The sequence below is a fragment of the Thermostilla marina genome (genome assembly GCF_054657455.1).
In genome coordinates this window covers 2891644-2915547 of record NZ_BAAHYR010000001.1, presented here as the reverse complement: position 1 = coordinate 2915547, position 23904 = coordinate 2891644, and the positions used below count along the sequence as shown (strand labels likewise).

Here is a 23904-nt window from a genome sequence, read left to right as displayed (position 1 = left end):
CAGCATTGGATCGGCCGTCGGGCCGGTCGTTTTCACGGTTTACCAAGGAGCGAAATTCATCATGCCCGCAAAAGTCTATTACGACAAAGACGCCGATCTTGCCGTCCTCAAGGGAAAGAAGGTCGCGATTTTGGGTTACGGTTCGCAAGGGCACGCTCACGCCCAAAACTTGCGGGATAGCGGGATCGACGTGATCGTCGCCGAGTTGCCGGGTACCGACAATTACAAGCTGGCGGTCGAGCACGGCTTCGAGCCGTTGTCGACACCGGAGGCCGTCAAGCAGGCCGACTTGATTACCATCTTGCTTCCCGACGAAATCCAGGCCGACGTCTTCCGCACCCAGATTCGCGACAACCTCAAGCCGGGCAACATTATCGTGTGCTCGCACGGATTCAACGTGCACTACGGCCAGTTTGATTTCCCGGAGGGCGTTTGTGCCGTTTTGGTGGCTCCGAAAGGCCCCGGTCACTTGGTGCGTTCAGAGTTCGTTCGTGGAGCCGGCGTACCTTGCCTCGTCGCTCTCGGGCCGAACGCGGGAGAGGATGCCAAGGCCGTCGCGCTGGCCTACGCCAAGGGGATCGGCGGCACTCGGGCAGGGGTGATCGAGACTACCTTCGCCGAAGAGACCGAAACCGACTTGTTCGGCGAGCAAGTCGTTTTGTGCGGCGGTGTCAGCGAATTGATCAAGGCGGGGTTTGAAACGCTCGTCGAGGCCGGATACCAGCCCGAATTGGCATATTTCGAGTGCTTGCACGAACTGAAACTGATCGTCGATTTGTTCTACGAAGGCGGACTCACCTACATGCGGTACAGCGTTTCGAACACCGCCGAGTACGGTGACTACACCCGCGGGCCGCGCGTCATCAACGAAGAAACGCGCAAAGAAATGAAGAAAATTCTCAAAGAGATCCAGACCGGTGAGTTCGCACGAGAATGGATTCTCGAGAACAAGGCAAATGCTCCGGCGTTCAAACGCATGCGGCAGATCGCCCGCGAGCAGTTGCTTGAACAGGTCGGGCGCAAGCTGCGTCGCATGATGTCGTGGATCGACGCGAAGGAAGTGTGATCCCGTCGTCGTTTGGACGATTTGCGGCAACATTCACGACGCGCTGCCTTTGCATGGGCGGCGTGTCGTTTTTTTAGTGTGGACCGGAATTGCGTCACCGCGCAGCGGAATGGAGCAATTGCGTCTTCACGGTCGTGAGTTGCTGCACGGGAACCGGGCGGTCGACGCTGCCGGCGGTGTCCCATTGCAGGGGTCCTGAAACACCGCGGTATGGGGCTAGTCGGCGAATGTCTTGCGCGAGCGTGATGCAGTCGGCCTGTTCGTTCCGGCGTAAGGCTGCTGCGACCAAGCAAACGGCATCATAGGTTGCGTAGGCCGTCGGATCGGGGAATCTGCCGAATCTCTCATAAAACCGGCGGGCAAAGGAATCGGCTTGCGAAATGTTCACGAGGTGCGGTCCCCAAACATTGCGCAGATCGTCACCTACCGCGTGAAAAAAACGGCTGCGAATTGCGAGCGGTCCGACGACTACGGCTCCGGTGCAGCCGGCATGCCGGAGTTGATCGATCCATGAAGCGGCGAGATCGGCCGCTGCAGAAATGATGATCAGCCGGGGATCGTCTTCAACGAGCGCCGATACGATTTCTCGCGGCAGGTTGGCTTGTTCGCAGACCAATTTGCGTTGGATTTTCACGTCATTGGGATCGAGCGATCTTTCTGTCTCTCGACAAAATGTGCGTGAGTCGTGAGTGCTGTCCGACAGAATCCAGACGGTGCGCCACCGATGGGATTTGACGGCATTCGAAAGTGATGAGGCAAAGCGGCTCTCGTCCGGCAAGATTGAAAATACCCACGGGACACCCGCCAAAACGGCAGACTTGTCGGTTGAACAACCGGATACAAGTAGCACGCGGGCTTTTGTGGCGACCGTTTCGATCAAGTGAAAACTTGCACCGTCGATTCCACCGACAATTGCCCGCAGGTGCTTGTCGTGAATGGCGCGAGCGATTTCGGCGGCCGCCGAATCCCAGGGCGAAGATGCCCCAAAAGGTACCAGTTCACAGCGTCGTAACGACGCGTCGGCGTTTATTGATTCGACAGCCAGAAGGGCACCGCCCCATGCATCGCCCCCGTTGGGAGCATCGATGTCGGCGGGGCCGAAATACCCGATGCGAATAGGTTCGTCATTACGAAACCCTTGCTGCGCAGGCGTGCGCAACCGAGCGGCGTCCTTTCCACGAGGATTTACCGGAACCTCGATCGTTTGCCGGAATCGACGAAAAGGCTCTCGCGGCGTGTGAGACGAAGGTGCCGAAATGCTCGTTGCACCGACGTCGGGGGAAGTTGCTTTCGCCGACGTCGCGAAGCAGGCGACGACGAGCGCAACGAGTAATTGCCGGCCGAAATCGCGAGTGGGCATCGAGTGTGTCTCCGAAACGGTCCGGAAGATCACGGGGCGGCGGGTTATCGGGTGGTTTTGGGGTTCGGCGATGCCGCCACCGGGGCAAGGTCGAGTTCTTCGCGCGAGTAGTAGTGCCAGCGTCCATCTTTCCGAATGGTTAGGTAGACCTCGCCCGCGTCATCGAGTGTCGGGCTAAACGGGATGGCCCCTGTGACACCCTGCCACGGAGCTTGTCGGGAAGCGAGCACGTCGCGGATTTTTGCACGGTTTAAGCCCGCCACCTGGATGGCCCAAATCAACATCGACATGCCGTCGTAAGCGTGTGCCGCGTATGTGTCGGGATCTTCCCCGAATCGGTTCCGATACGCCTTGCGGAACGCGATCAGCAGCGGGTCGTCGCGCTCCGGGTTCCAAGGAACGGCGCAAACGACGCCTTCGGCATTCGGCCCGGCTATATCGACGAACTCTTGAGAGACGCAGCGATCGCACGCGAAAAAGGGTTGTTGCATGCCCATCTTTCGCATTTGATTGAGAATGCGGGCGCCGTCGGCGGCGTCACCCCAGTGGATGACGGCCTCGACACCGGCCGCTTGAAGTCGAGACAACTCCAATGAGAAATCGTCACTGCCCACGAAATAGGCCATTTCGATCGGTACGGGCTTGCCCAACCGGCGGCTGCCGTCACGAATCTCACGCACACCGAACCGGCCGTAACGATTGCTTGCCCGAATGATGCCCAATCGATCGACGCCGCACTTGCGGTAGATATAGTCGATCAACAGATAGCACTGTTGCCGGTCGTCGCTGATGCACCGGAAAACCCAGGGGATGTTGGTTTCGGTAAAGGTGGGGTCCGTATCCCCGGAATTCATCACGACGATCTCGGCTTTGAGGGCGACTCGGATCGCGATATGGCTGTTCGCACCGTCGATCGTGCCGAGAATCGCCCACACTTTATCTTTGTAGGCGAGATCGATGATTTCGTTCCCGGAAGCGCCCCACAGGCCGTTGTCGTTGTGAACCACCAATTCAAACGGTATGTTCTTGTTGCGGTATCCGCCGGCGGCATTCGCCTGCTCGATCGCCAAGGTGCAGCCTCGAAGCATGCTGCGACCGAGGTTCTCTTCGTGGCTTTTTCCTCCGGTGGCGACGGACACGGTCGGTTCGATGGGGCCCAAAAAGCCGATCCTTACCGAGTCGATTTGATCCGGCTCGGGAACTGCGCGGCCGGCTCCGGTATACTCCATCTGGCGCAGGAAATGCCGCTTGTACGGCTTCACGTAACCGAAGGGTTCAAGTTCGTCGGGTGTGTTCGCGTAGCGGGAATCTTCCCGCAGAGGAAGCGGAGGAATCTCGTAGGGGGAGACGCCGTCCAACAGTTGCAAGACGCGGCGCAACGTCGGATCGTCTCCCAATGGATTCGTCCACCAAGGCAGCAGCGAGCTTGTAGCGGAAGAGTGCACCGGATCGGCCGGTTCCGCGGCACGTATCCGGATCGCTGCACACGTTGCCGCCAGAATGATTGCGGTCAGGATCGCGGCTTTCATCGGATTATTCTCCCGTATCCGTTGCAACAGTGGCCGCTTCGGAATGAGTATCGGCTTCGACCGGTCGCAAACCGGGGTAGTAGCCGTCCCCCACCGCCCTGGCGAGGCCTTTTGCCGTGCCGACCCATAGATCGTTGCCGTCGACGGCCACGCAAGTGATGTGGTTGTGAGGAACGTTCAAAGGCATGGAGATTTCTTTGATCAAGCGGCCTCGTCGATAGATGGATGCCGTGCCCTGCGGGGCGTCCGGCACCCGTCGATAAGCGACAACCGTATCCGTCGCAAAATCGGCGATTTGGCCCAAGCCTTTATCGGTGGCCATCCAGGCTTCGTCGGCACTGCGTGCTGCGAGACCATTGGTGAAATCGCTCGGCAAACCGGTTTCGTCGGCGTAGTAGCCCCGCCAATGTCTCCCGTCGTAACGACAGTTTCCGAAATAGGTCGAAATCCACAAGGCACCGTCGCAATAATCGACCGCGGTGGTGATCACGTGGATGATGCCGTCGTCGCGGTAGAGGTCGATTTCCATCTCGTGGTCGGGGTCGAGATACACTTTCCAACGCTCGGTTTTGATGTCGAACTCCAGGCAGCCGCTTCCCCAAACTGCCAAGAAAACCTTTCCCGCCTCGGGGGCATAATCGACGCCGTAGTTCCAGATTTCTTCCATCGGCGAGTTTTTCTCGGTGAACATGGTCCATTCACCGGTTTTGACATCGTACCGACTGGCACCTGCCGTCGTGGCCGCCCATACGTGGTCGTTTTCGACCGCCACTCCATAGACGACATCGTTGACCAGGCCGCTGTTGAGTTGCGTGAAATGATCGAAGCGGCCGGCCGAAAAACGGGCAAGTCCACCGCCGAACAAGCCGAGCCACACATCACCGGTCTTAGGATCGACATCAATCGCCGAGACGACGCGCCAGGGGAGTCCGTCCGCCTCACGCCATGCACGAAAACGGGCGGTCTTCTTTTCGTAACGGACAAGACCGTCTTCCGTGCCGATCCAGACGGCATCGCTTGTGGGGCAAATTGCGAAAATGTGATCGTTGGGCAATCCGGCATCAGTGCCGAACTGTTGCCACTTGGTGTATACATACGGCAGCGCCGCATCCTCGGACGGAGGCGACGGTGCCGTGTCCTCGGCGCGGCCTGTAACAGCCGAGACGATTCCGAGCAGCATTCCCGACAGCAAGAGTGTTCTAAGCATAAGCAATCCCACCTGTTTGTCGAAAAAACGTCCTCACGGGCGGGTAACTCCGCAAGGTATTTCGCGTGGGGCGTCATCCATACGTTGTGCCGCGTCACAGAGTCTTGAGGTATTCGATCAAGTCGTTGAGTTGGTCCTTGGTCATGTCGTTGGTCACCCCATGCTGGTCATAGGGATTGTAAAGCGTCCAGATTTCTTCCAGCGTTTTTGCCGCCCCATTGTGCAGATACGGGGCACTGTTGTAGACGTTCGTCAACTGCGGCACATCGAAGTCGCCGGTCTCGTCAAGCGGCATTTGCGTGCCCACGTTGTGGATGCGGCGATCGGTATACAACGGGGGAAAATGGCACGTGACGCATCGCTTTTCGGGCGGAATCAAACGGCCGTCGTTGGTGTGCGTTCGTTCAAACAGCAATTTGCCGCGTCGTTGTGCCTCGGTGAGCGGTGCACCGAATGGGCGATGCCGGTTCGGCGGACGTGGAATGGTTGAGATGTAGTAATCGAGCGCCTCGAGTTCTTCGGGCGTGAACGGGGCAAGACGGGTAAAGAATACGGCCAAACGAGGTCCGCATTGACGCGACAACGACGGGTTGATTCCTTCCCATTTGAATGGCGCCGTGTCGAGGATGCCCCGCAACGTTCGGTTGTCGACCGGATTGACGCCTAGTCCGTCGGGTTCGATGTCGTAGGTCAGGCCGTCGACGTGCCCGTCGGGATGGCAGGTTGAGCACGAAAATTGTCGACGAAATGCAATGTTTGCGCTGTGAAACAGACGTTCGCCCCACCTGGCCTTGCTGATTTCCTTTGGGCCTCCGAGGTCGATGGTGTCGACGACGCGCTTTTGTTCGATGTCGATGACTGTGAGGGTGTCGTCGAGAGAATTTGCCGTGTAGGCGAATTTCCCGTCCGGGGCGATGACGATGCCCCGCGGACAAATGCCGGTTTCCAGATGGGTTGCCACGATGTCGTATGCCGTTCCCAAGTGATTCGGCAAGATTTCTTTCCGCTCTCGGTCCGAGGCCGATTCCAGGAGGGCAATGAGTTTTTCGATGTCGATGACGGCGACTCGGTTCGAACTTGCGCTGGTCGCCAAGGCCCAGCGGCCGTCGGGTGTGACGGCGACGTCGATCACGTCGGGAAATGCCAGGCCCGGATCGTCGAGCAGCACTTGATCGACGCGGCCGTCCTCCCAGACGACGGCCAGTCCGTTGGTGATCGTCCAGCCTTGCAGCAAGCGGGTCATCGGCACGAGGTTCTTGTGCCTGGCCATCGTAACTAAGGCGAAGCGACCGGACGGATGCCAGGCGACGCCGCGCAATCCGTTTGCGGCATCGGCGACAGGCCTGTCGACGACGACGGCTTTTTCCGTATCGATGATCGTGATTTCGGAGCGAGCCGGCTGTCGAAAGCCGACGAGATCCGACAAAACGTTGCTGACGGCGATGCGTGAACCGTCCTGCGTGATGGCGGCCGACCACGGACGATTGCCGGCAGAAAGGCGTTTGACTTCAGTCAGTGCGGCGACGTCGATCACCGAAATATCGTTGTTCAGCGTGTTCAGCACGTAGACGAAGCGGCCTTGTTTGTCGACGACGACACCGTGCGGTTCGTCACCGACGGCCTGCGTGTCGATGACTTTTCGCGACGGAACATCGATTACCGAAACCGAGTCGTCGAGCCGATTGGTGACGAAAGCGCGCGAGCCGTCGGGTGTGAAGGCGATTTCCTGGGGTTTTCGTCCGACCGGGATTTCGGCGACCTTGCGTCGTGCTTGCGTGTCGACCACCGCGACGGAGTTCGCCGCCTCGCACGTGACGAACAAGAGCGACGAGTCGGGAGCGAATGCCATATGCATCGGTGTCTTATACGGCGGTTCGACATACTCTTCCGGCGGCGGGATGTGTGTGGGATGGAGAACGGCCGTCCAAGCATCGCCAAGATCAAACGGTTTGCCGTGGGCGTTTTCATGGCACCGTAGGCATGTATCGCGCAGGACTGGACGCAAATCGCCGGCAGGATGGGCTGCGCTGCGCGCCATGTCGTCGGCATGCGTCGATCCGGGGCCGTGGCATGCTTCGCAGCCGACGCCCTCGAGCAGGGAATAACTATCACGCAGGCCGCCTCCCGGTTCGTTGAAAGCCGTCGTGTGGCACCGCAAACAGGCCTCGCTGCGTTGCGGATCACCGAGCACACCGGCCTTGCCGGCGATTTCCCGTGCTTTGGCGGTGGCCAACACGGCGAATGCTTTCGAGTGCGGGCCGAGTCTCCAACGGCTGAACTGGAAGCCGAAATCACGCCCCCGATGGCATTCGCCGCAGGCCGTAGCACCGATGTATTCCGGTCGAGAGGGGGCGATGGGCGGTGAGATTTCGCGCCGTCCCGTGTATTCGTAGTCCTCCGGAGTGGGGTGAGCGATTTCGTTCCACGCTTTGTCCATATCAAGGGGAGGCCGTTTCAGGACGGCTTCATGAGAGCCCTTGGGAGCGTGGCAGTTGTGGCAATAATCACGCGAGCCGAGGACGAGACCCGCCGCCACGGCACGATCGCGATCCATCATGATTTCGGGATCGATGTATTCGCTTCCCGGCCCATGACATTTCTCGCACTGGACGCCGTCGAGTATGGAAAAGGTGGGATCGCGTTCCCAGGGTTCGGCATCGGCACCGGTTGCATGACAGCCCAGGCAAACGGGCGACTCCGTCGGCGGTTCGACGATGCCGCTACGCTTGGCGATTTCTAACGATTCCGGTTTCGACAGTGCGGCGTACGCCTGCGCGTGCTTGGAAAGCATCCATGTCGAGCATTGCGAAGCGATTTGACGACCGTCGTGGCATTCCATGCACACCTTTACACCGACAAATACAGGGTGTTTCATGGGGCCCTGCGCCGGTGCTGTGTGCCCAAGGATGAAAAGTCCAAGGACCGCCATCCAAGCGATCACTGGTTTTAACGCTTGTAACGAAGTCGTCGGACGTTTTTCCGGGCGTGTCATCGAGCACTCTCCCGCCGGCGTGATGAGCTGAGCACGTGATTTGTCTCAATGAGGCGCGACGGCTCGTATCTTTTTTCTTTTCGGACTCACGGTTGGGGCTGGACGATCACAATGTGCCGGTCGGCCGACACATTTTCTCGGATCGAAATCTTGCCATCCGGCCACCGGATTTCTATGCGATCCACGCGGTCGTGTACCCCCAATCCGAAATGCATTCGCGAATCCGACTGTGACAAGTAACCTCGAACCGGCACGAGATCGCGAAACTGAACGCGCCCGCCGGCTTCGACAGTGACGCGGGCGCCGATCGCGTCCCGACCGTTGGGTAGCTTGGCAGCAACCATTATCCAGTGATTTCTGTTGCCCCCGTCGTTTCGCAGCAAACGCGCACGACCGTTCAAGTTGACGACCAAGAGATCCAAGTCGCCGTCATTGTCGTAGTCTGCACATGCCGTTCCGCGGCCGACGTATTTTTGATGAAAGTATTCTCCCGATTGAGCGGCGACGTCGGAAAACGTGCCGTCACCGTTGTTTCGCATGAGGACGTCTTCCTCGGGGTACTCATGGTGCGCGTCACCGTTGGCGACGAACACGTCGAGGAAACCATCATTGTCGTAATCGAAAAGTAGGCCTCCCCACCCCGTGTACTGGCCGCACACGATCGCCAGATTCGAAGCGTTGGTCCGGTCTTCGAAGAATTCTCCGCGATTGAGCAAGAGACATCCGTAGCTCATGTCAGGGATGAACACATCCAGCCGCAAGTCCCCGTCGACATCGCCCACATCGGGACCCATCGACGAAACGCCTTGGCCGCCTTCGCCGAACGCCATCCCTCGAACCAGGGCATCTTCGAAGAACGTGTGGTCGGGCCGCCCGACATAGAAATAGTTTTCCATTGCATCGTTGGTGACGTAGATGTCGAGAATGCCGTCGTTGTCGAGATCGGCTACCGTGGCACTCATTCCGCGGCCGTCGGGATTGTACACTCCCGCGTCGTGCGTTACTTCGGTAAATGTGCCGTCTCCATTGTTCCGGTAAAGAGCATCGGGACGTCCTTCGTAACTGAGGGGGCCCGGATATCCCTGGGCGGCGTAATAGGCGCGGAAGGCACCGCGGTCGTAAAGCAGATAGTTGACGACGTATACGTCCAAGTCACCGTCTTTGTCGTAGTCGAACCACGGCGCGGAAAGACTCCAAAGGGAGTTGTCGAGCTTGGATTCGCGAGACACATCGGTGAATGTGCCGTCACCGTTGTTGCGATAAAGCACATTGGGGCCGTAATTGAGCACGTAGATATCCAGATCGCCGTCGTTGTCGTAGTCGGCGGCGGAACAGCCGAAACTGAAGTGCATGTCGCCGACACCGGCCGTTGCCGTCACGTCGGTGAACGTGCCGTCGCCGTTGTTTCGATACAAGGCGTTCGCCAGTTTTCCTCGCAGAGATCGCCCGCGATTGTCGCTGACCTCGTCCAGCCAGGCGCCGTTGCAAAAGTAGATGTCTTGGTCGCCGTCGTTGTCGTAATCGAAGAACATCGCGCCCGCACCGGTTCCTTCGACGATGTTGGACAAGTCGAAATCGCCGAAGCTGTGCTTGAAGCCGATACCGGCCTCGTCGGTGACATCGGTGAACACCGGCAGGGATGCGGCCGACTGAGCGTGCAATTTGTGCCCTGCCGTTCCGCAGAGAAAAATCGCGGTTAGCAGACAGCGCGACGCTTGGCGATACACCGCTACTCGAAAAGGAAGACGATTGTCGTGAGTTGTGTAGGGCGATTTCATAACGGTGCGGGGCTGGATGACGTTGATGGCAAATATGGGCTTACTCATCGGGCTGTGATGCGGCTCCCGATCGCTTCCATTGTGCGCCGAGATCGATCCAACGGATGATCGTTCGGATTGTTTCGGGAGCGATCTCCGCATCGGGCGGAAGTTGCTTGACGGATCGTTCGGCCGCTTCGCCGTCCCAGGGACGTGCGGTATTCCTGCCGAGCAAGTGCCACACGACAGGGCTGCGTCTTGCCGCTTTTGGAACGATATACGGCAGCGCAGGGGACGCCGGTTGCGTTACTAAACGGCGGTACGATTCTTCGGCGTTGCGTGGTAATCGAGGTGCTGCTGTCGAATCGTGGCACGGAACGCAATCTCGCATCAACTTCGGCCATACGTCTTCTTCGAATCCGAGGGACCAACGCTCATCGGGATCGGTGTCCAAGACGACGGGCGGTTTCTTGACGGCGTCCACGACGCGATTGAGCGGAGTGCGCTCCGGATCTTCATGGCAGCCGATGCAACCCTGTGGTGAATGATTCTTGACCCAAATCCAACCGCAATCCTGAAGTGCCATGCCGTCGGCGTCGAGTAGTTGCAGTTCGACGGTGAGGTTCGCGGGAACGCGGACATAAAATGAGCCGTCGTTTTCGACAGGGACTTCACCCAGCACTCGACGCTCGACGTCGAACGATGACGTTGAAGACGTCGGCGTATCGCCGAGGTCGGCTCGCTTGATGGCTTCGATCACTCGCAAGGATACGGCCGTTCCTCGCGGAAAGGTCTTTTCGTCGGCCCAATCGGTCGTATAGACATCCAGCGCGTAGAAATGACCGTACGGATCTTTTTCGTCGACGACGCTGGACCTTCCGTCGGGTTCGACGCGCGGAACGACGGCCTTTGCTTGCAACTCATGGTATCGGCGGTCGTCGAATAGGGCTTGTCGCGTTTTTGTTTGGGGATCGAACAGATACAGACCAAAATCTTGACGGGCATCGGGTGCCGTGGGGCGAAACGCAACCAACAGGCGACCGGCGGGATCAGGAGCCGGCGAGTGAAATAGTCCGTCGTCGGGATCGGTGATAGGTCGATAGGTATGCAGCGGCCGTCGAGTTTCGACGCAGGCCAAACGGCCCGCGCGATCGGGTCGAAGCACCTCGTTTTCGATGAACCACAAAAGCCCGTCCGACTCGCAAGGCATACCTTTCCAGGCTTCACCTGCTTCGGCACATACGCGGGCAGGATCGGTTCCATCCGCATTGATTCCCATGAGGATCGAACGTGGATGCCGGACTTGATCGACTGTACGTCGCTGTACCGCCGAGTATACGATGCGGCCGTCGCGGCAGGTGACGGGGTCGCGATCAGAGGCAAGGTTATAAGTCAGCCGGCGCAGGTGGGAGCCGTCGAGGCGGGCGGAATACAAGGACGTCGCAGAATCACCGGCCGCCGATCGAACGAACGTAAACTGATAGACAGGTTCGGGCGAATCGATCGTGAAGAACGTCGACTGGTATACGGGGTGACGGCAATTCCCGACATCGCGCAGCACGCGGCGAACACGACGCGAGTTCAATTCAAGCTCGAAAACGTTCCATGGATCACTCGGCGAACGCTTTCCGGCGAACAAAATGCGTTGGCCGTCAAACGATACGTCGGGGTCGCATGCGGCCGCGAAATCGGGAAGAAGGATTCGCGGATTGTTGCCCGGCGTCAAGAGAACAAGGCGGGCCTTGGCCCAATCGAGTACCGTCTGTGATTCGTCCACCGGCACCTGCGTCAATACGACGGGATACTCGATTGAGGGCGAAATGGGCTCGCCAGCCCGCAGCACCGCACCGGTGAACGATTCGGCCGCCGACACAATCAGGCATAAGACACAAGCTGTGCTTAGCCGGCGCACGTTTCCACCACGAAAGCCGGTAACCTGTGGCTTCCCGAGGGAACTGTGCACGACCACTCGCGAGGAATCACGTGGACCGGTCGATTCACGGTGGGATAGACCGAGCATGTTCGCTTGAGAAATTCGGCTTGAGGTTGGACGAAGCCGAGCGCGCGGCCACGAGCGTCGCCGATTTGGAAACGGCGAGTTCGCAGAAACACCATACCCCCACTTCGCCCTTTTTTGAAAATACGACCCGAAAAGTATTTTGATTCGATTGTATGTAGGCTCGCATGGGGGTCAAGAAAACGGCGCGTGCGGCAAACTTCAAACGCCGGATTCCAATTTTGTGGTTTCGTTGCCCGGAATCGCAGAATTCGGCGTCGTGCGAAGAACGTTTTCGGAACCGCCGAATACGCGGCCTATTTCAGGGGGAACGGTTCCGGTGTAACTCCAGTCGAGTAGTTCCATTGGATGGAGCACGGCGACGCGAGCTTTGCGTCGCCGAAGCTCACGAGCGATTTGCAGCATGCATCCGGCATTCGACGCGAGCACGATCGGGGCACCCGTCCGAAGAATATTGTCGACCTTGCGCTCCACAAGGCGGCCAGCCATTTCCGGCTGAAGCAGGTTGTAGGTTCCTGCCGAGCCGCAACACATGTCGCTCTCCGGCAAAGGGACGAGCCGGACACCGGGAATTTGGCGGATGAGCGCCCGCGGGGCGGTACGCACACCCTGGGCATGCGCGAGATGGCACGCGTCGTGGTATGCAACGCTAACCTCGAGTCGCCCTGACGGAGGCGTCATTCCGAGATCGAACAAGAATTCATTGACGTCTCGGACCTTCGCCGAGAATCGAGCGCGCGCATCGCGGAGGCCGTCGGCCCAGTATACCGGGTATTCTTTGAGCATCGCGCCGCATCCCGCGTGATTCACCACCACAGCGTCGATTTCGTCCAGCAAAAACGCGGCGATGTTCTGATCGGCCATGCGACGCGCACCGAGGCTGTCGCCGGCGTGCATGTGGATGGCTCCACAGCACACTTGATCCCGAGGGATGACCACGTCACACCCGTTTGCCTGCAGCACGCGCAAGGTGGCCCAATGAACGTGGCGAAACATCACGTCGGCGACGCAACCGACGAAGAAGGCAACCCGCGCGCGGCGGCGTCCTTCGGCGGGCAGAAATTTTGGTAGTCGGGCGCCGCCCGGCGTCGGCGGGCCGGCCAGCCTCGTCATGGCCGCAACTTTCGACGGTAACAGCCGTAGGACGCCCACGCGTTCCAGCCAACCGTCCAGCTTGAAGTGTTGCAGCCACCTCCAGGGCGTCATGGCCGCACGGATACGATTCGGATAGGGAAAAACGCGCAGCAGGATCAATTCTCGGAACCAGTCGAATCCACGCAGGCGGCGCCGTTGTCGCGAGGCGACTTCGAGGCGGAACGGCTCGATCAACCGGCTGTAATGCACTCCCGAAGGGCAAGCCGATTCGCAAGCGCGACAATCGAGACACAAGTCCAAGTGTTTGAGTGTCGCGCCCTTGGGGGCAAGATGGCCTTCCTGGATCAGGCGAAGCAGATAGATTCGTCCTCGAGGACTGTCGTTTTCGTCACCGAGTTCTTGGTAGGTCGGACAAGCGGACGTGCAAAGACCGCAATGCACGCAGCGGCGAAAAACGTCTTCCGGAATGTGGAAGTCGAGCCGATTGTCGTCGGGGGTTCGGTTCATCGAACTTTTTTCGTAAGCAATATCGGCTGTGTTTGCGAGTATGGCTTCTCGAATCTGCAAGTCATTCGGCGGCGTCTTCCGAAAAAACGTATCTGCCGGGGTTCAGGATATGCTTGGGATCGAGACGATCTTTGATCCGGCGGGCAAGACTTTCTGCGGCGCGGCGAGGGCCCCATACTGTGCGGCGGTTCCAATCGTCGCCGCCGTCATGGCGTTCGATTACCCACGTGTTGCCGAAGGCAGTCATCCAGTCGGGCTCGGCGATAAAGTCGAGATCACCCGGCCGGAAGCTGCCGTGACAGACGATTCGGATCGTACCGGACGATACGTCGACTTGAAATGAATCGCCGGGCCGTAACCGGCGCCACGTTTCCAAAAAGTGTGCCACGCGATCGGGAGCGACCGAGAATCGCACGATCGTCCCGTCCCCGGCGTCGTGCATCGTGCCGCATAACCGCGGAAGATCGTCTTCGTTCTGCGGGCGCCAATCGAGCGACCAGTCGGCAGTGAACTTCGCCATCCACATATCGGCAGCTTCGATTTCGGTTTCGCGTCCTTCGAAGACGACGAACATCGTTCCCGAGCCCTCGGGCGAGTTCGAGGTGCTTCCGATGAACGACCAGTAAGGTCCGGCTGTCCAGATCACCGCCGACGGAAGCACGCAGGCGCCACGCAAAGCGTGGAAGATCCGCTGAATTGCGGTGCCGTCGGCAAGCGAGGTTGTGTAAACGCGCTGAACTTCGGGGCGAGGTCGGACAATCAGACTCACTTCCGTGAGAATACCCAAGGTTCCCAACGTGCCCACCGGCAGACGTGCCAGATTGTATCCTGCCGCATTCTTGACGACGGGAACACCAAAACGCAGGATTCGCCCCATCCCGTCAACGAGCCGGACGGCAGCGACGGAGTCGGCGATAGCACCCCACCGGGCCCGACGTGGGGTCGGGATTGCCGTCGAGAGCCATCCTCCCACCGTCGTTCCCGCAGGATAGTCGGCCGCCGTGGGAAGCCACTGCCGATGTTCGGCCAAGATCGCATCCAGCCTTGAAAGAGGCATTCCCGCCGAGACCGTGACCGTCAAGTCGCCGGCGGGATAGGAAAGCAGTTCGGCCCACCCGTCGAAGTCGAGCCCGACACCCTCACGCTGCGGACGCACTCCGACATCCATGTGTCGCCCGCCTCCCGACGGATAAACCGCCGTCCGTTGGGCATACGCTTCCTTCACGATATCGGCGACCTCCGGAGTCGAGGCGGCGTGATATCGCGAGGAAACAGGTAACCAGTCTGTCGATTCGGCGTGCATCGGCGAACGATTCCAGGTGATTTCTGTTTGCGGTGCGACCGTCGGCTCGATCAAGTCGCCGGGCTTGCGGCGGGAATCAGCTTGCCCGGCGACAGGATTCCATCCGGATCGAAAACCTCTTTGAGGCGGCGCATCGTGTCGAGTTCCTCGGCAGAGAACAATTCCGGCATCAGATCGATCTTTTCAACACCGACGCCATGTTCCGCGGTAATGCTGCCACCCAATTCGATGCAGGCACGCAAGATGGCGCGGCCTGCCTGCTCGGCGCGACGTGTCTGTTCCGGGTCGTGTTCGTCGAACAATAAAATCGGATGTACATTACCGTCACCCGCATGGGCGACGTTGACGATGCGGATTTCCCACTCTCGGGCGATCTGTTCGACCCGGCGTACCAGTTCGGGCAATCGGGTTCGAGGTACGACGCCGTCTTGGATGAAATAGGAAGGGCTGATTCTTCCCACGGCACCGACGGCCGACTTGCGACATTTCCAAAGCAACAAACGCTCGGCCTCGTCCTTCGCGTGGAGGATTTCGGCGGCTTCGTGCTTTCGGCAAATCGAGGCAACGGCAGCCGCCTCTTCGCTGAGAATCGCTTCGGGACCGTCCAGTTCGATCACCAGCACACTTTGCGCCTCGGGCGGAAAGCCGAATTGGAACGCTTCCTCCACGGCTTCCAGAATCCCCCGGTCCATTACTTCCATGGCGGCCGGAACAATCCCGGCGCCGATGATTTCGCCCACGGCGCCGCAGGCGGCCTCAAGCGAGGGAAATATTGCTCTCAATGTGCGCCACGCTTGCGGGTCGGGCATCAATCGCAACCAAGCCGCCGTGACGATTCCCAATGTTCCCTCGCTGCCGACGATCAGCCCCTTGAGGTCCGGCAAGGCCGGATCGTCTTCGGGACCAATTTGATGAATTTCGCCCGTTCCGTCGACAAATTCGAGGCCCAACACGTGGTTTACCGTCACGCCGTATTTCAACGTGTGCGGCCCGCCCGCGTTGGTGGCGATATTTCCCCCAATCGTGCAGGCGTTCTGGCTCGACGGGTCAGGTGCGTAGTGAAGGCCGGAACCTTGAAGGACTTCCGCCAGTCGGCGATTCAGTACACCGGCCTCGACAAGCATCCGTCGATTGGCGAGATCGATCGACCGGATCCGTTTCATACGTGTGAGCGACAGAATCACGCCCCCCTGGAGTGCAGTCGATCCACCTGCCAAACCGGTGCCCGCGCCACGAGAAAAGATGGGAACTTTTTCATCTCGGCAAATCGCGACAATTTGGGCGATCTGGGATGTGTTTTCGGGGAAGATCGCCGCCCACGGGACAGCTTTTGCGAGCGTGTAGGCGTCGCAGTCGTAGACAACGAGCTCTGCCGGATCTGTCCGAATCCCGGCGTGGCCGACCACCGCTCGTAGCTCTCTTGCCACCGATTCCGACCACGGCATGACGACATGCCCTTTGTGCAATTCCAATAACGACCGACTTGCGGTTCGCGAGCTGAACCCTGGGGAAACCAACGTTTGAAACAGCTCTAACACATGATGACACAAGTTGCTACACTACGCCACCTTCGGCAGCGCAATACCGAGAGCAAAGCCCCTGCGTGGGGCTAAGGAGTAAGCAAAGCCATGGAATCGGCGTTTCTGAGATCCAAACCTTCAAAGAGGGGGTTGACGCTCGGCGCGGTCGCCGCCGCGTTGCCCTGGAGAAGCGGGACTCTTGGTATCATTGCGTATGTCGGATTCGCGGTAGCCGTTCTGTGGGCTGACGGCGTCGCGGCCCAACCGCATGCGCTGCCGCCGAGTATGCCGATTCCGATCGATGATGCGTTGCCGGGTGAGAGTTCCTTGATCTTGCCCGGTGAGAATTTCGCGGCGCAAGGCGTGGTTGTGGCACCACCGCCGAGCGATTCCGGTGTCTGGGTGTGGCAGTTGCTGCCCTCGGGACTGATCTATCGGTCGTACATTGCCGGCCCGCGGGAGCCGCGATTCGGCTCGCAGTGGATTCACGAAAAAGACAAGAACTGGCTTTGGGACGTCGCATTGGGCGGGCGCGTCGGGCTGTTGCGGTACGGAACATTAGACACCTTGTGGCCGGAGGGCATCCAACTCGACATCGAGGGAGCCGCGTTCCCGCGCCTCAACTTGGAAAATGATCGAGATTTGGATACGTCGGATTTTCGGTTCGGGATTCCGCTTACGTGGCGGCGAGGGCGGATCGAAGCGAAGTTCGCGTATGTTCACTTGAGTTCCCATTTGGGGGACGAATACTGGGTTCGGAATCCGACCCGCGAGCGGCGCAATTACGTGCGTGATTCGATCGTCCTCGGTGCGGGCATTCGACCAAACGAAGACGTGCGATTGTATGCGGAGGCCGACTGGGCCTTTTACGACGATGGCGGAGCGAAACCCTGGGAATTCCAGTTCGGCATCGAGTACGCGCCGGGGCAGCCTACCGACGCGTGGGGCGCTCCGTTTTTCGCGATCAATTCCCGGTTGCGGGAAGATGTCGATTTCAGCGGAAACTTTACGCTCCAAACCGGCTGGCTTTGGCGCAGTATGAATGGATCGGCGCTTCGGTTCGGGCTGCAATATTTCAACGGGATGCTTGATCTCGGGCAATTCTACGACGAGCACGAAGAGCAGGTAGGGCTCGGAATATGGTACGACTATTGAGTCGGCGACGGCCGCTCTGTCTCTTGGTTGCGACTGCGGGGTGGGTGGTGCTCGCATTCGCCGCGGGTGTGTTGGTGGCGGCAAGCGCGCAGGAGTCGTCCGAATCGGATTCGGCCTCCGGAGCGATTACCGAACGCTCTCCGAATTCATCGTGGTACGACGAGGAAGATGAGATTCTGCCTGAACGGTTGCGGCAAGCGGATCCGCAGTTCGAAGAGCGTCTTCGGCTTCAGCGTCGGTTCCTGGAAACTGTCGAACTGATCGAACAAATGTACGTGGAGCCGATCGATCGAGACGTGCTGTACGAAGCCGCCGTTCGGGCCATGTTGTCGAAACTGGATTCCTATTCGACGTTGCCTTCGGAATCGGAGTTGCCCGAGCTGCGCGAAGCGGTTGATTTGGAACGTATCGACGTCGGTATCGACCTGGTAAGAGAGGGCGATGCGATTCGCGTGCTGGCAGTCTCCTTCGGATCACCGGCACAAAAGGCAGGAATCGTTCCGGGCGATTACATCGAAGCCATCGACGGAATTTCTACGAAGGGCATGACGCGCGACGAGGCGGCTTCCCGCCTGCGCGGCGAACCCGGCACGCGGATCCGCCTGACGGTTTCCGGTGATCGTGATGCGGTTCCGGCGGATGTCGAATTGATTCGGGAACGCCTCACGCTGGAGGATGTCGTCGGCTGGATGCGAAGGAAGGATGGGGCTTGGCGGTATCGCTTGCCGGCGCATGATTCCGTCGTGTACGTGCGGATTACTCGCTTCGGACGGGGGACGTCCGAACATCTCGAATCGTTGTTGCGGCGGTTGGAAGCAGAGCCTTCCGGCATCGGCGTGCTCGTGCTCGACCTGCGTTACAATCCCGGCGGTGTTCTTCAGGAAGCCGCGGCCGTGTGCGATTTGTTCTTAGAAAAAGGCACGATCGTGACTGTTCGCTCTCGCGACGGTGACCGTACCTACACAGCGCACCCATCGGATCGTGATTTTCACGTGCCGATGTACGTATTGGTGAATCGCTATTCGGCCAGCGCGGCAGAAGTGACGGCTGCGTGTCTGCAAGATCACGACCGCGCGACGATCGTCGGTGAGCGCACCTACGGCAAAGGAACGGTCCAAAGTGTTCTGCGTCTGACGGACGGAAAATTGATCAAGCTGACTACCGGAAAATATGTTCGGCCCAACGGGCGCGACATTCATCGGTCGCCCAATCCGGCTCCCGGCGACGTGTGGGGTGTCGATCCGAACCCGGGATGTGCCGTGCGTCTCGAACGATCGACCGTCCAACGATTGCTGCGGCGGTGGGGGGAATTAGCCGGTGGCGCTCGTGAAGAAACGGCAGCAGATGGATTGTTTTCTGCCTGGATTGCCTGCGACCCCCAATTCCAAATCGTCTTGAACCGCCTACAATCGACGAAATCGGCGAGTGCCGCCGAGGGTGATCGTTGACCCTCGATAAGCGTCAAAGTTTCGCGTTTGCAGGCGAGGCAATGTACATTCTAGCTATCGAAACGACTTGCGACGAAACCGCCGCCGCGGTCATCGGCGACGACGAGGCGATTCTTTCCTCGGTTGTCGCTTCGCAGGAAGAGTTGCACCGCGTGTACGGCGGCGTCGTCCCCGAGATAGCCTCCCGCGCGCATCTTGAGAAGATCATGCCGGTGATCGACGAAGCCGTTCGCCGCGCCGGTATTTCTCTGCGAGATTTGAATGCGGTTGCGGTCGCTTACACGCCCGGTCTTGCCGGTTCGCTGCTGGTCGGCGTCGTGGCGGCGAAGACGCTTTGCGTGGCGCTCGGCATTCCCCTGATCGGAATCAATCATTTGCAGGCGCACGTCTACGCTTGTCGAATCGCTGCGGGGGAGGATGTGTTTCCCTGTATCGGGTTGGTCGTCAGCGGGGGGCACTCCTGCATCTATCGGTGTCGTTCCGCTCTCGATTTCGAATTACTCGGTGCGACGATCGACGACGCGGCCGGCGAGGCGTTCGACAAGGTGGCGGCCATGCTGAAGCTGCCGTACCCGGGTGGTCCCTCGATTCAAAAGGCGGCCGAAGGGGGGAATCCACGGGCGTACGCGTTTCCTCGGTCGTTCTTGGACGACGAGAACCGTTTCGATTTCAGCTTCAGCGGCCTGAAAACCGCTGTTCGCTATGCGATTACCGGCCCCGGCAAACACGACTACACGCAAGTCGAATTGACGCCGCAACAAGTTGCCGACCTGGCCGCATCATTTCAAGAGGCGGTGGTCGATTGTCTTGTCGGGAAGGCGTTCTTGGCAATCGAAAAGACCGGCATTCCTACGTTGTGTGTCGGAGGCGGCGTGGCGGCCAATTCACGCTTACGTACTCGGTTGCAGGAAGAAGCTTCGAAAAGAGACGTAACATTGCACATCGCCCCGCTTCGATTGTGTACCGACAACGCAGCCATGGGCGCCATCGCCGTCACGCGATTTCGTGCCGGGGCATTCGATTCTTTAGAGTTGGACGCTGTTCCCGGCGTTGTTCGGCAAACACAGGGTTGAACCGAACCGCACAACGAAAGACGTCACGGTTTCGACCTTCGTGGTGCCCGGCGTTTCCGGTCGGCGGAAGGCCTGCGCGGACGGAAGATCGCGATCAGAAGAAACACGGGAATCAACGCCAAAAGCAACCGCGGACGGTAGACGGCGATCACCAATACGATCGGCGCCGCCAGCAGCACCCAGGTCGGTAGCCGAACGATCTCATAGAAGCCGATCCAAACGACCATCGCCAGGCTGCCGCCGCGCCAGCACGCAGCCTCGAGGGTTGCCTGGAAGTTCCCCTGAGGAGGGAAAAACCAAAACCAACATCCCCCAGCAAGGAGGATCAACCCAAGCAGACCGATGGCGTGTCGTCGCCACCGGTAGCTTTGCGGTATCTCGATGGATGCTGGCTTTCCCATGTTGTGTATTTTCTCGGTGCAGGGGGCTTTGGAGGGTGGTATGACCTCAAGACCTATGTGTGATTCGAAACAAGCGTCCATAGTAGGTCGCCCGCAACGCAAAAAAAACCCCCTCTCATCCAATGCTTCCCTCGCTAGGGCGGGCAAACGATTGTTCATCTAATTGCAAACCATTGCCGTTTCGACAGATGCGTCATGCACTGCAGGCAGCAGTCTCGCGCTGGTCGTGAGCGCGTGAGCGTGCGAGTGTGGAAGAAAGACTCGGAAAAAACTTGCCTGTATTTCGCTCGGCAATGATAATGCGACAAGCCCTGACTTTGAGGGGTATTTTTTCCCCGAGGGGTCGCTTCGTCTCTTTCTCTAGCTTTTCGGGAGTCTCTTTGTGATGTGTTGTGTGGAATCACCCTTCCGTCGGTGGGTTGCCGGATTGGTCGTGTGCGGTTGGATCGCGGCCGGCAGCATGACAACCGCCCAAGAATTTCGCACACTGGCCGGCATGTTGCCCGACCATGCGAACGCGATCGTGCTGCTGAACGTCGAGAAAATGCTGAACAGTCCGTACGGACAGGAGCAGGGATGGGCGGAAAGCCTTGACGAAGCTTTTCGGGACGGATTGGCACGCGTGCCGTCGAGTGCCGAGAAAGTCGTTCTCGGCGGCGAGCTGGATCTCGAATTCGTCCAACCCGTCTGGAATGCGATGTTGGTGAAGACGAAGCACCCCATCGATTACACGCGTCTGGCGAAGGAACAGAATGCCGAATTCGACAAGATCGACGTTTTCAAGGCCTTGCGCATGCCGACCGATGCGTTCGCGATCTTTGCCAAGCCGGACCTGGTCGGCGTCCTCTCCCCGGCGAACCGTCAATGGGCCCTACGATGGGCGAGGAAAATGCAGTCGGGCGGAGATTTCACCACTCTTTCCCCGTACCTGCGACGTGCCGCATCGTACTCCGACGAAGCGGGTAGCGAAATTATCATGGCGCTCGATTTGGACGGAGTCGTTTCGGCGATCGATGTACGCAAAAGCCTGGAAGATTCCAATGTGCTGGAAGGAACGGGACTCAACGCGGCTCAGGTTGCCGAACTCTTGGCGTCGGTTAAAGGGCTCCGGTTCGGTATTCGGATCGGCGACAAACCTTCCGGAATGGCGGCCATCGACTTTGGTGCCGATGCGACGATCCTGAAGCCGGTAGCAAAGAAACTGTTCGACGACTTGATCGATCGGGCGGGAATCCGCATCGCCGATTTCGATCAATGGCAGGCGAACACGCAGGGAACCGAAGTCACGTTGTCCGGTTACTTGTCGGAATCGGGATTGCGTCGGGTTTTGAGTGTGATCGATTCGCCGGAGACGCCCCCCGGCTTGGATGCGCCCGTCAGCCCGGGGGACCTGGCCCAACAAAAGGCCCAAAACACGTTGAAGTACTACCGTACCGTCCAGGAAATGTTTACCGATCTCGAGCGTGATTGGCGAAACCTGAAAAACGTCTCGTCGGCGTCCGTTTACTTCGATCGCTACGCGAAACGCATTGAACAACTTCCGATTCTCAACGTCGATCCCGAAATGGTCGAATACGGCACGTTTGTCGCCAAGGCAATGCGGCAATGTTCGGGAGCCGTGCGCACGATGGGAATTCGTGGTAACGTTCGGACGTCGAACGTGCGATCGGCACCGGTGGGACCGTATGCATACGGTAGTTATCGATACGGCCGATACGGGTACTATTACGGCCACGGCTACGCCGGTGATTGGGCCGTGTACGATCCGGGAGCCGAATTGCGGGCGGTGACCGCCGAACGCCAACGAATCATGAACCAAGAACGCGGCGCCATGGCGGCGAACATATTCCAGATTCGCGACAAAGTGAACGAAGAAACGGTACGGATTCGCCAGAAGATGACGGAGAAGTACCAGATGGAGTTCTGAGTCGTCGCCGTGCGATTCCGAACCCATCCACTCGATTTGAACGTGTCTTGCGAGGCTGCGGCGGGACCTCTCGCCGCAGCGCTTCGCGGCCGACGTATTCTCGCGTCGGTACCGAATGGAATCCCATGACGGAAGTTTTATGAGTCGAGAATCTTCGAACGTACCGGAATCGCCCACAAAGGCGTTCTTGGCGTTTCTGCATTCCGAGATCGCCGGAAGCGTCATATTGCTTTGTTGCACGGTTGCCGCACTGGTATGGGCGAATTCCTCATGGGGAGGCCTGTACCACGACATTCTGCATGTGAAGATCGGCCTCGCGTGGCAAGGAAGCCGGCACGCTCTCACGGTCCACCACTGGATCAACGACGGCCTGATGGCCATTTTCTTCTTCGTGGTCGGGCTCGAGGTCAAGCGCGAATTGGTTGTCGGCGAGTTGTCCAGTTTCCGCAAGGCGGTACTGCCCGCTTCGGCGGCGATCGGCGGAATGGTCGTGCCGGCAGCCTTGTACGCGATGCTGAACCTTGGAGGAGACGGGGCCCGCGGTTGGGGAATCCCGATGGCGACCGACATCGCCTTTGCGTTGGGGGCCCTGGCGGTCTTCGGAAAACGCGTGCCGTTGGTGCTCAAGGTATTTCTCACCGCGGCCGCAATCGTCGACGACATCGGCGCCGTGCTCGTGATTGCGATTTTCTATACCGAAAAGATCAGCATGGTCGCCTTAGGGGTGGCAATCGTCTTGTTCTTGGCGTTGTTCGTCGTCACCCGCGTGTTGAAAATCAATCGCCTCGGGATCATCCTCCTGTTGATCTTTCTCATTTGGGCGGCGGTACTGGCTTCCGGATTGCACGCGACGATCGCAGGCGTCGTGATCGCCATGTTGGTGCCTGTTCGGTCGCAAATCGAGCCGAAGCAGTTCGTAGCCAATATCGAGAAACGCATGGCGGACTTGCGTGAGTCGACTCTTACGACCGAAAGTCTTGTATTCGATCATCACCAACTCGAGGCCGTATCGGAGATTCGCGAGACGGCGGCCAAAATGGAGCCGCCGGGATTGGTCTTGGAACACTACCTGCATCCGGTGCTGGTGTTCTTCGTGCTGCCCGTTTTCGCTTTGGCAAATGCGGGCGTGGAACTTCACGGCGGCGCAGCCGCACTGGCCTCGCCGATCGCTTTGGGGATCATCTTGGGTTTGGCAGTGGGCAAGCCGGTGGGCATGACACTGCTGACCTGGTTTGCGACGCGGATCTTGGGGATGCAACTGCCCGGCGACTTGAAGTGGAGTCATATCGTGGGAGTCGGTTGCTTGGGGGGAATCGGTTTCACGATGTCGCTGTTTGTCAGCGAGCTTGCTTTCTCCTCGCCTCAAATTGGTACGCAAGCCAAGATCGGGATTCTCGCCGGGTCTGTTTCTTCGGCGATTATCGGATTGGCGTTGCTCGCGAAAACGCTTCCCAAGGCCGAATCCGGGGATTGAATGCGGCGGCCTTCGGGCGTCGGCGACATGGGCTTCTAGATGGCTTCGCATTTTTGCAGAACCCGTGCGCGCG

At 59.0% G+C, this 23904-nt stretch carries 16 protein-coding genes; 6 read left to right on the top strand and 10 right to left on the bottom strand.

The annotated features are described in order from the left end of the window. The first annotated feature begins 61 nt into the window (after positions 1 to 61). Positions 62 to 1066, top strand: coding sequence for a ketol-acid reductoisomerase (ilvC, locus tag ACYQ2I_RS10580; RefSeq protein ID WP_460166982.1), 1005 nt, complete (start codon positions 62 to 64; stop codon positions 1064 to 1066). Between the two features lie 94 nt (positions 1067 to 1160). Here the strand turns inward: ilvC and ACYQ2I_RS10575 are convergent, their stop codons facing one another. From ACYQ2I_RS10575 to ACYQ2I_RS10535, 9 genes are all read right to left on the bottom strand, one after another. After that, entirely contained in the window at positions 1161 to 2426 is a 1266-nt protein-coding gene (locus ACYQ2I_RS10575; RefSeq protein ID WP_460166981.1) for an ABC transporter substrate-binding protein, read from the bottom strand. Positions 2427 to 2470: 44 nt separating this feature from the next. Then, positions 2471 to 3955 (bottom strand): ABC transporter substrate-binding protein, encoded by a 1485-nt coding sequence (locus ACYQ2I_RS10570; RefSeq protein ID WP_460166980.1) that lies wholly within the window; start codon positions 3953 to 3955, stop codon positions 2471 to 2473. A 4-nt stretch (positions 3956 to 3959) separates the two neighbouring features. Continuing rightward, positions 3960 to 5162 carry a ligand-binding sensor domain-containing protein gene (locus tag ACYQ2I_RS10565; protein WP_460166979.1) on the bottom strand — a complete coding sequence of 401 codons (1203 nt, stop codon included), beginning with the start codon at positions 5160 to 5162 and terminating at the stop codon, positions 3960 to 3962. 94 nt (positions 5163 to 5256) lie between these two features. After that, the gene (locus ACYQ2I_RS10560; RefSeq protein ID WP_460166978.1) at positions 5257 to 8037 is read right to left on the bottom strand and encodes a multiheme c-type cytochrome; all 2781 of its coding nucleotides are present in this window, start codon (positions 8035 to 8037) and stop codon (positions 5257 to 5259) included. Between the two features lie 203 nt (positions 8038 to 8240). Further along, positions 8241 to 9815, bottom strand: a complete 1575-nt coding sequence (locus tag ACYQ2I_RS10555; RefSeq protein ID WP_460166977.1) for a CRTAC1 family protein — start codon at positions 9813 to 9815, stop codon at positions 8241 to 8243. Positions 9816 to 9972: 157 nt separating this feature from the next. Next, positions 9973 to 11874 (bottom strand): HzsA-related protein, encoded by a 1902-nt coding sequence (locus ACYQ2I_RS10550; protein ID WP_460166976.1) that lies wholly within the window; start codon positions 11872 to 11874, stop codon positions 9973 to 9975. 255 nt (positions 11875 to 12129) lie between these two features. Further along, positions 12130 to 13530 (bottom strand): (Fe-S)-binding protein, encoded by a 1401-nt coding sequence (locus ACYQ2I_RS10545; protein WP_460166975.1) that lies wholly within the window; start codon positions 13528 to 13530, stop codon positions 12130 to 12132. A gap of 61 nt (positions 13531 to 13591) precedes the next feature. Then, positions 13592 to 14833: an FAD-binding oxidoreductase gene (locus tag ACYQ2I_RS10540; RefSeq protein WP_460166974.1), complete on the bottom strand. Its 1242-nt coding sequence runs from the start codon at positions 14831 to 14833 to the stop codon at positions 13592 to 13594. 50 nt (positions 14834 to 14883) lie between these two features. Beyond that, positions 14884 to 16278, bottom strand: coding sequence for an FAD-binding oxidoreductase (locus ACYQ2I_RS10535; RefSeq protein WP_460166973.1), 1395 nt, complete (start codon positions 16276 to 16278; stop codon positions 14884 to 14886). A gap of 360 nt (positions 16279 to 16638) precedes the next feature. Between ACYQ2I_RS10535 and ACYQ2I_RS10530 the strand changes: the two genes are divergently transcribed. From ACYQ2I_RS10530 to tsaD, 3 genes are read left to right on the top strand one after another with little or no spacing between them, the layout of a single operon-like run. Further along, entirely contained in the window at positions 16639 to 17508 is an 870-nt protein-coding gene (locus ACYQ2I_RS10530) for a DUF1207 domain-containing protein (RefSeq protein WP_460166972.1), read from the top strand. Next, complete coding sequence (locus ACYQ2I_RS10525; protein ID WP_460166971.1) at positions 17493 to 18956, top strand: S41 family peptidase; 1464 nt, start codon at positions 17493 to 17495, stop codon at positions 18954 to 18956. The genes ACYQ2I_RS10530 and ACYQ2I_RS10525 overlap by 16 nt, the downstream gene beginning before the upstream one ends. 41 nt (positions 18957 to 18997) lie before the next feature. Continuing rightward, positions 18998 to 20029 carry a tRNA (adenosine(37)-N6)-threonylcarbamoyltransferase complex transferase subunit TsaD gene (tsaD, locus tag ACYQ2I_RS10520; RefSeq protein ID WP_460166970.1) on the top strand — a complete coding sequence of 344 codons (1032 nt, stop codon included), beginning with the start codon at positions 18998 to 19000 and terminating at the stop codon, positions 20027 to 20029. A gap of 23 nt (positions 20030 to 20052) precedes the next feature. Here the strand turns inward: tsaD and ACYQ2I_RS10515 are convergent, their stop codons facing one another. After that, a complete protein-coding gene (locus ACYQ2I_RS10515) occupies positions 20053 to 20430 on the bottom strand; it encodes a hypothetical protein (protein WP_460166969.1) in 378 nt (125 codons plus the stop codon). Positions 20431 to 20815: 385 nt separating this feature from the next. Between ACYQ2I_RS10515 and ACYQ2I_RS10510 the strand changes: the two genes are divergently transcribed. Next, positions 20816 to 22357: a hypothetical protein gene (locus tag ACYQ2I_RS10510; RefSeq protein ID WP_460166968.1), complete on the top strand. Its 1542-nt coding sequence runs from the start codon at positions 20816 to 20818 to the stop codon at positions 22355 to 22357. A gap of 139 nt (positions 22358 to 22496) precedes the next feature. After that, on the top strand, positions 22497 to 23831 hold the full coding sequence (gene nhaA, locus ACYQ2I_RS10505; RefSeq protein ID WP_460166967.1) for a Na+/H+ antiporter NhaA: 1335 nt from the start codon (positions 22497 to 22499) through the stop codon (positions 23829 to 23831). The last annotated feature ends 73 nt before the right edge of the window (positions 23832 to 23904 follow it).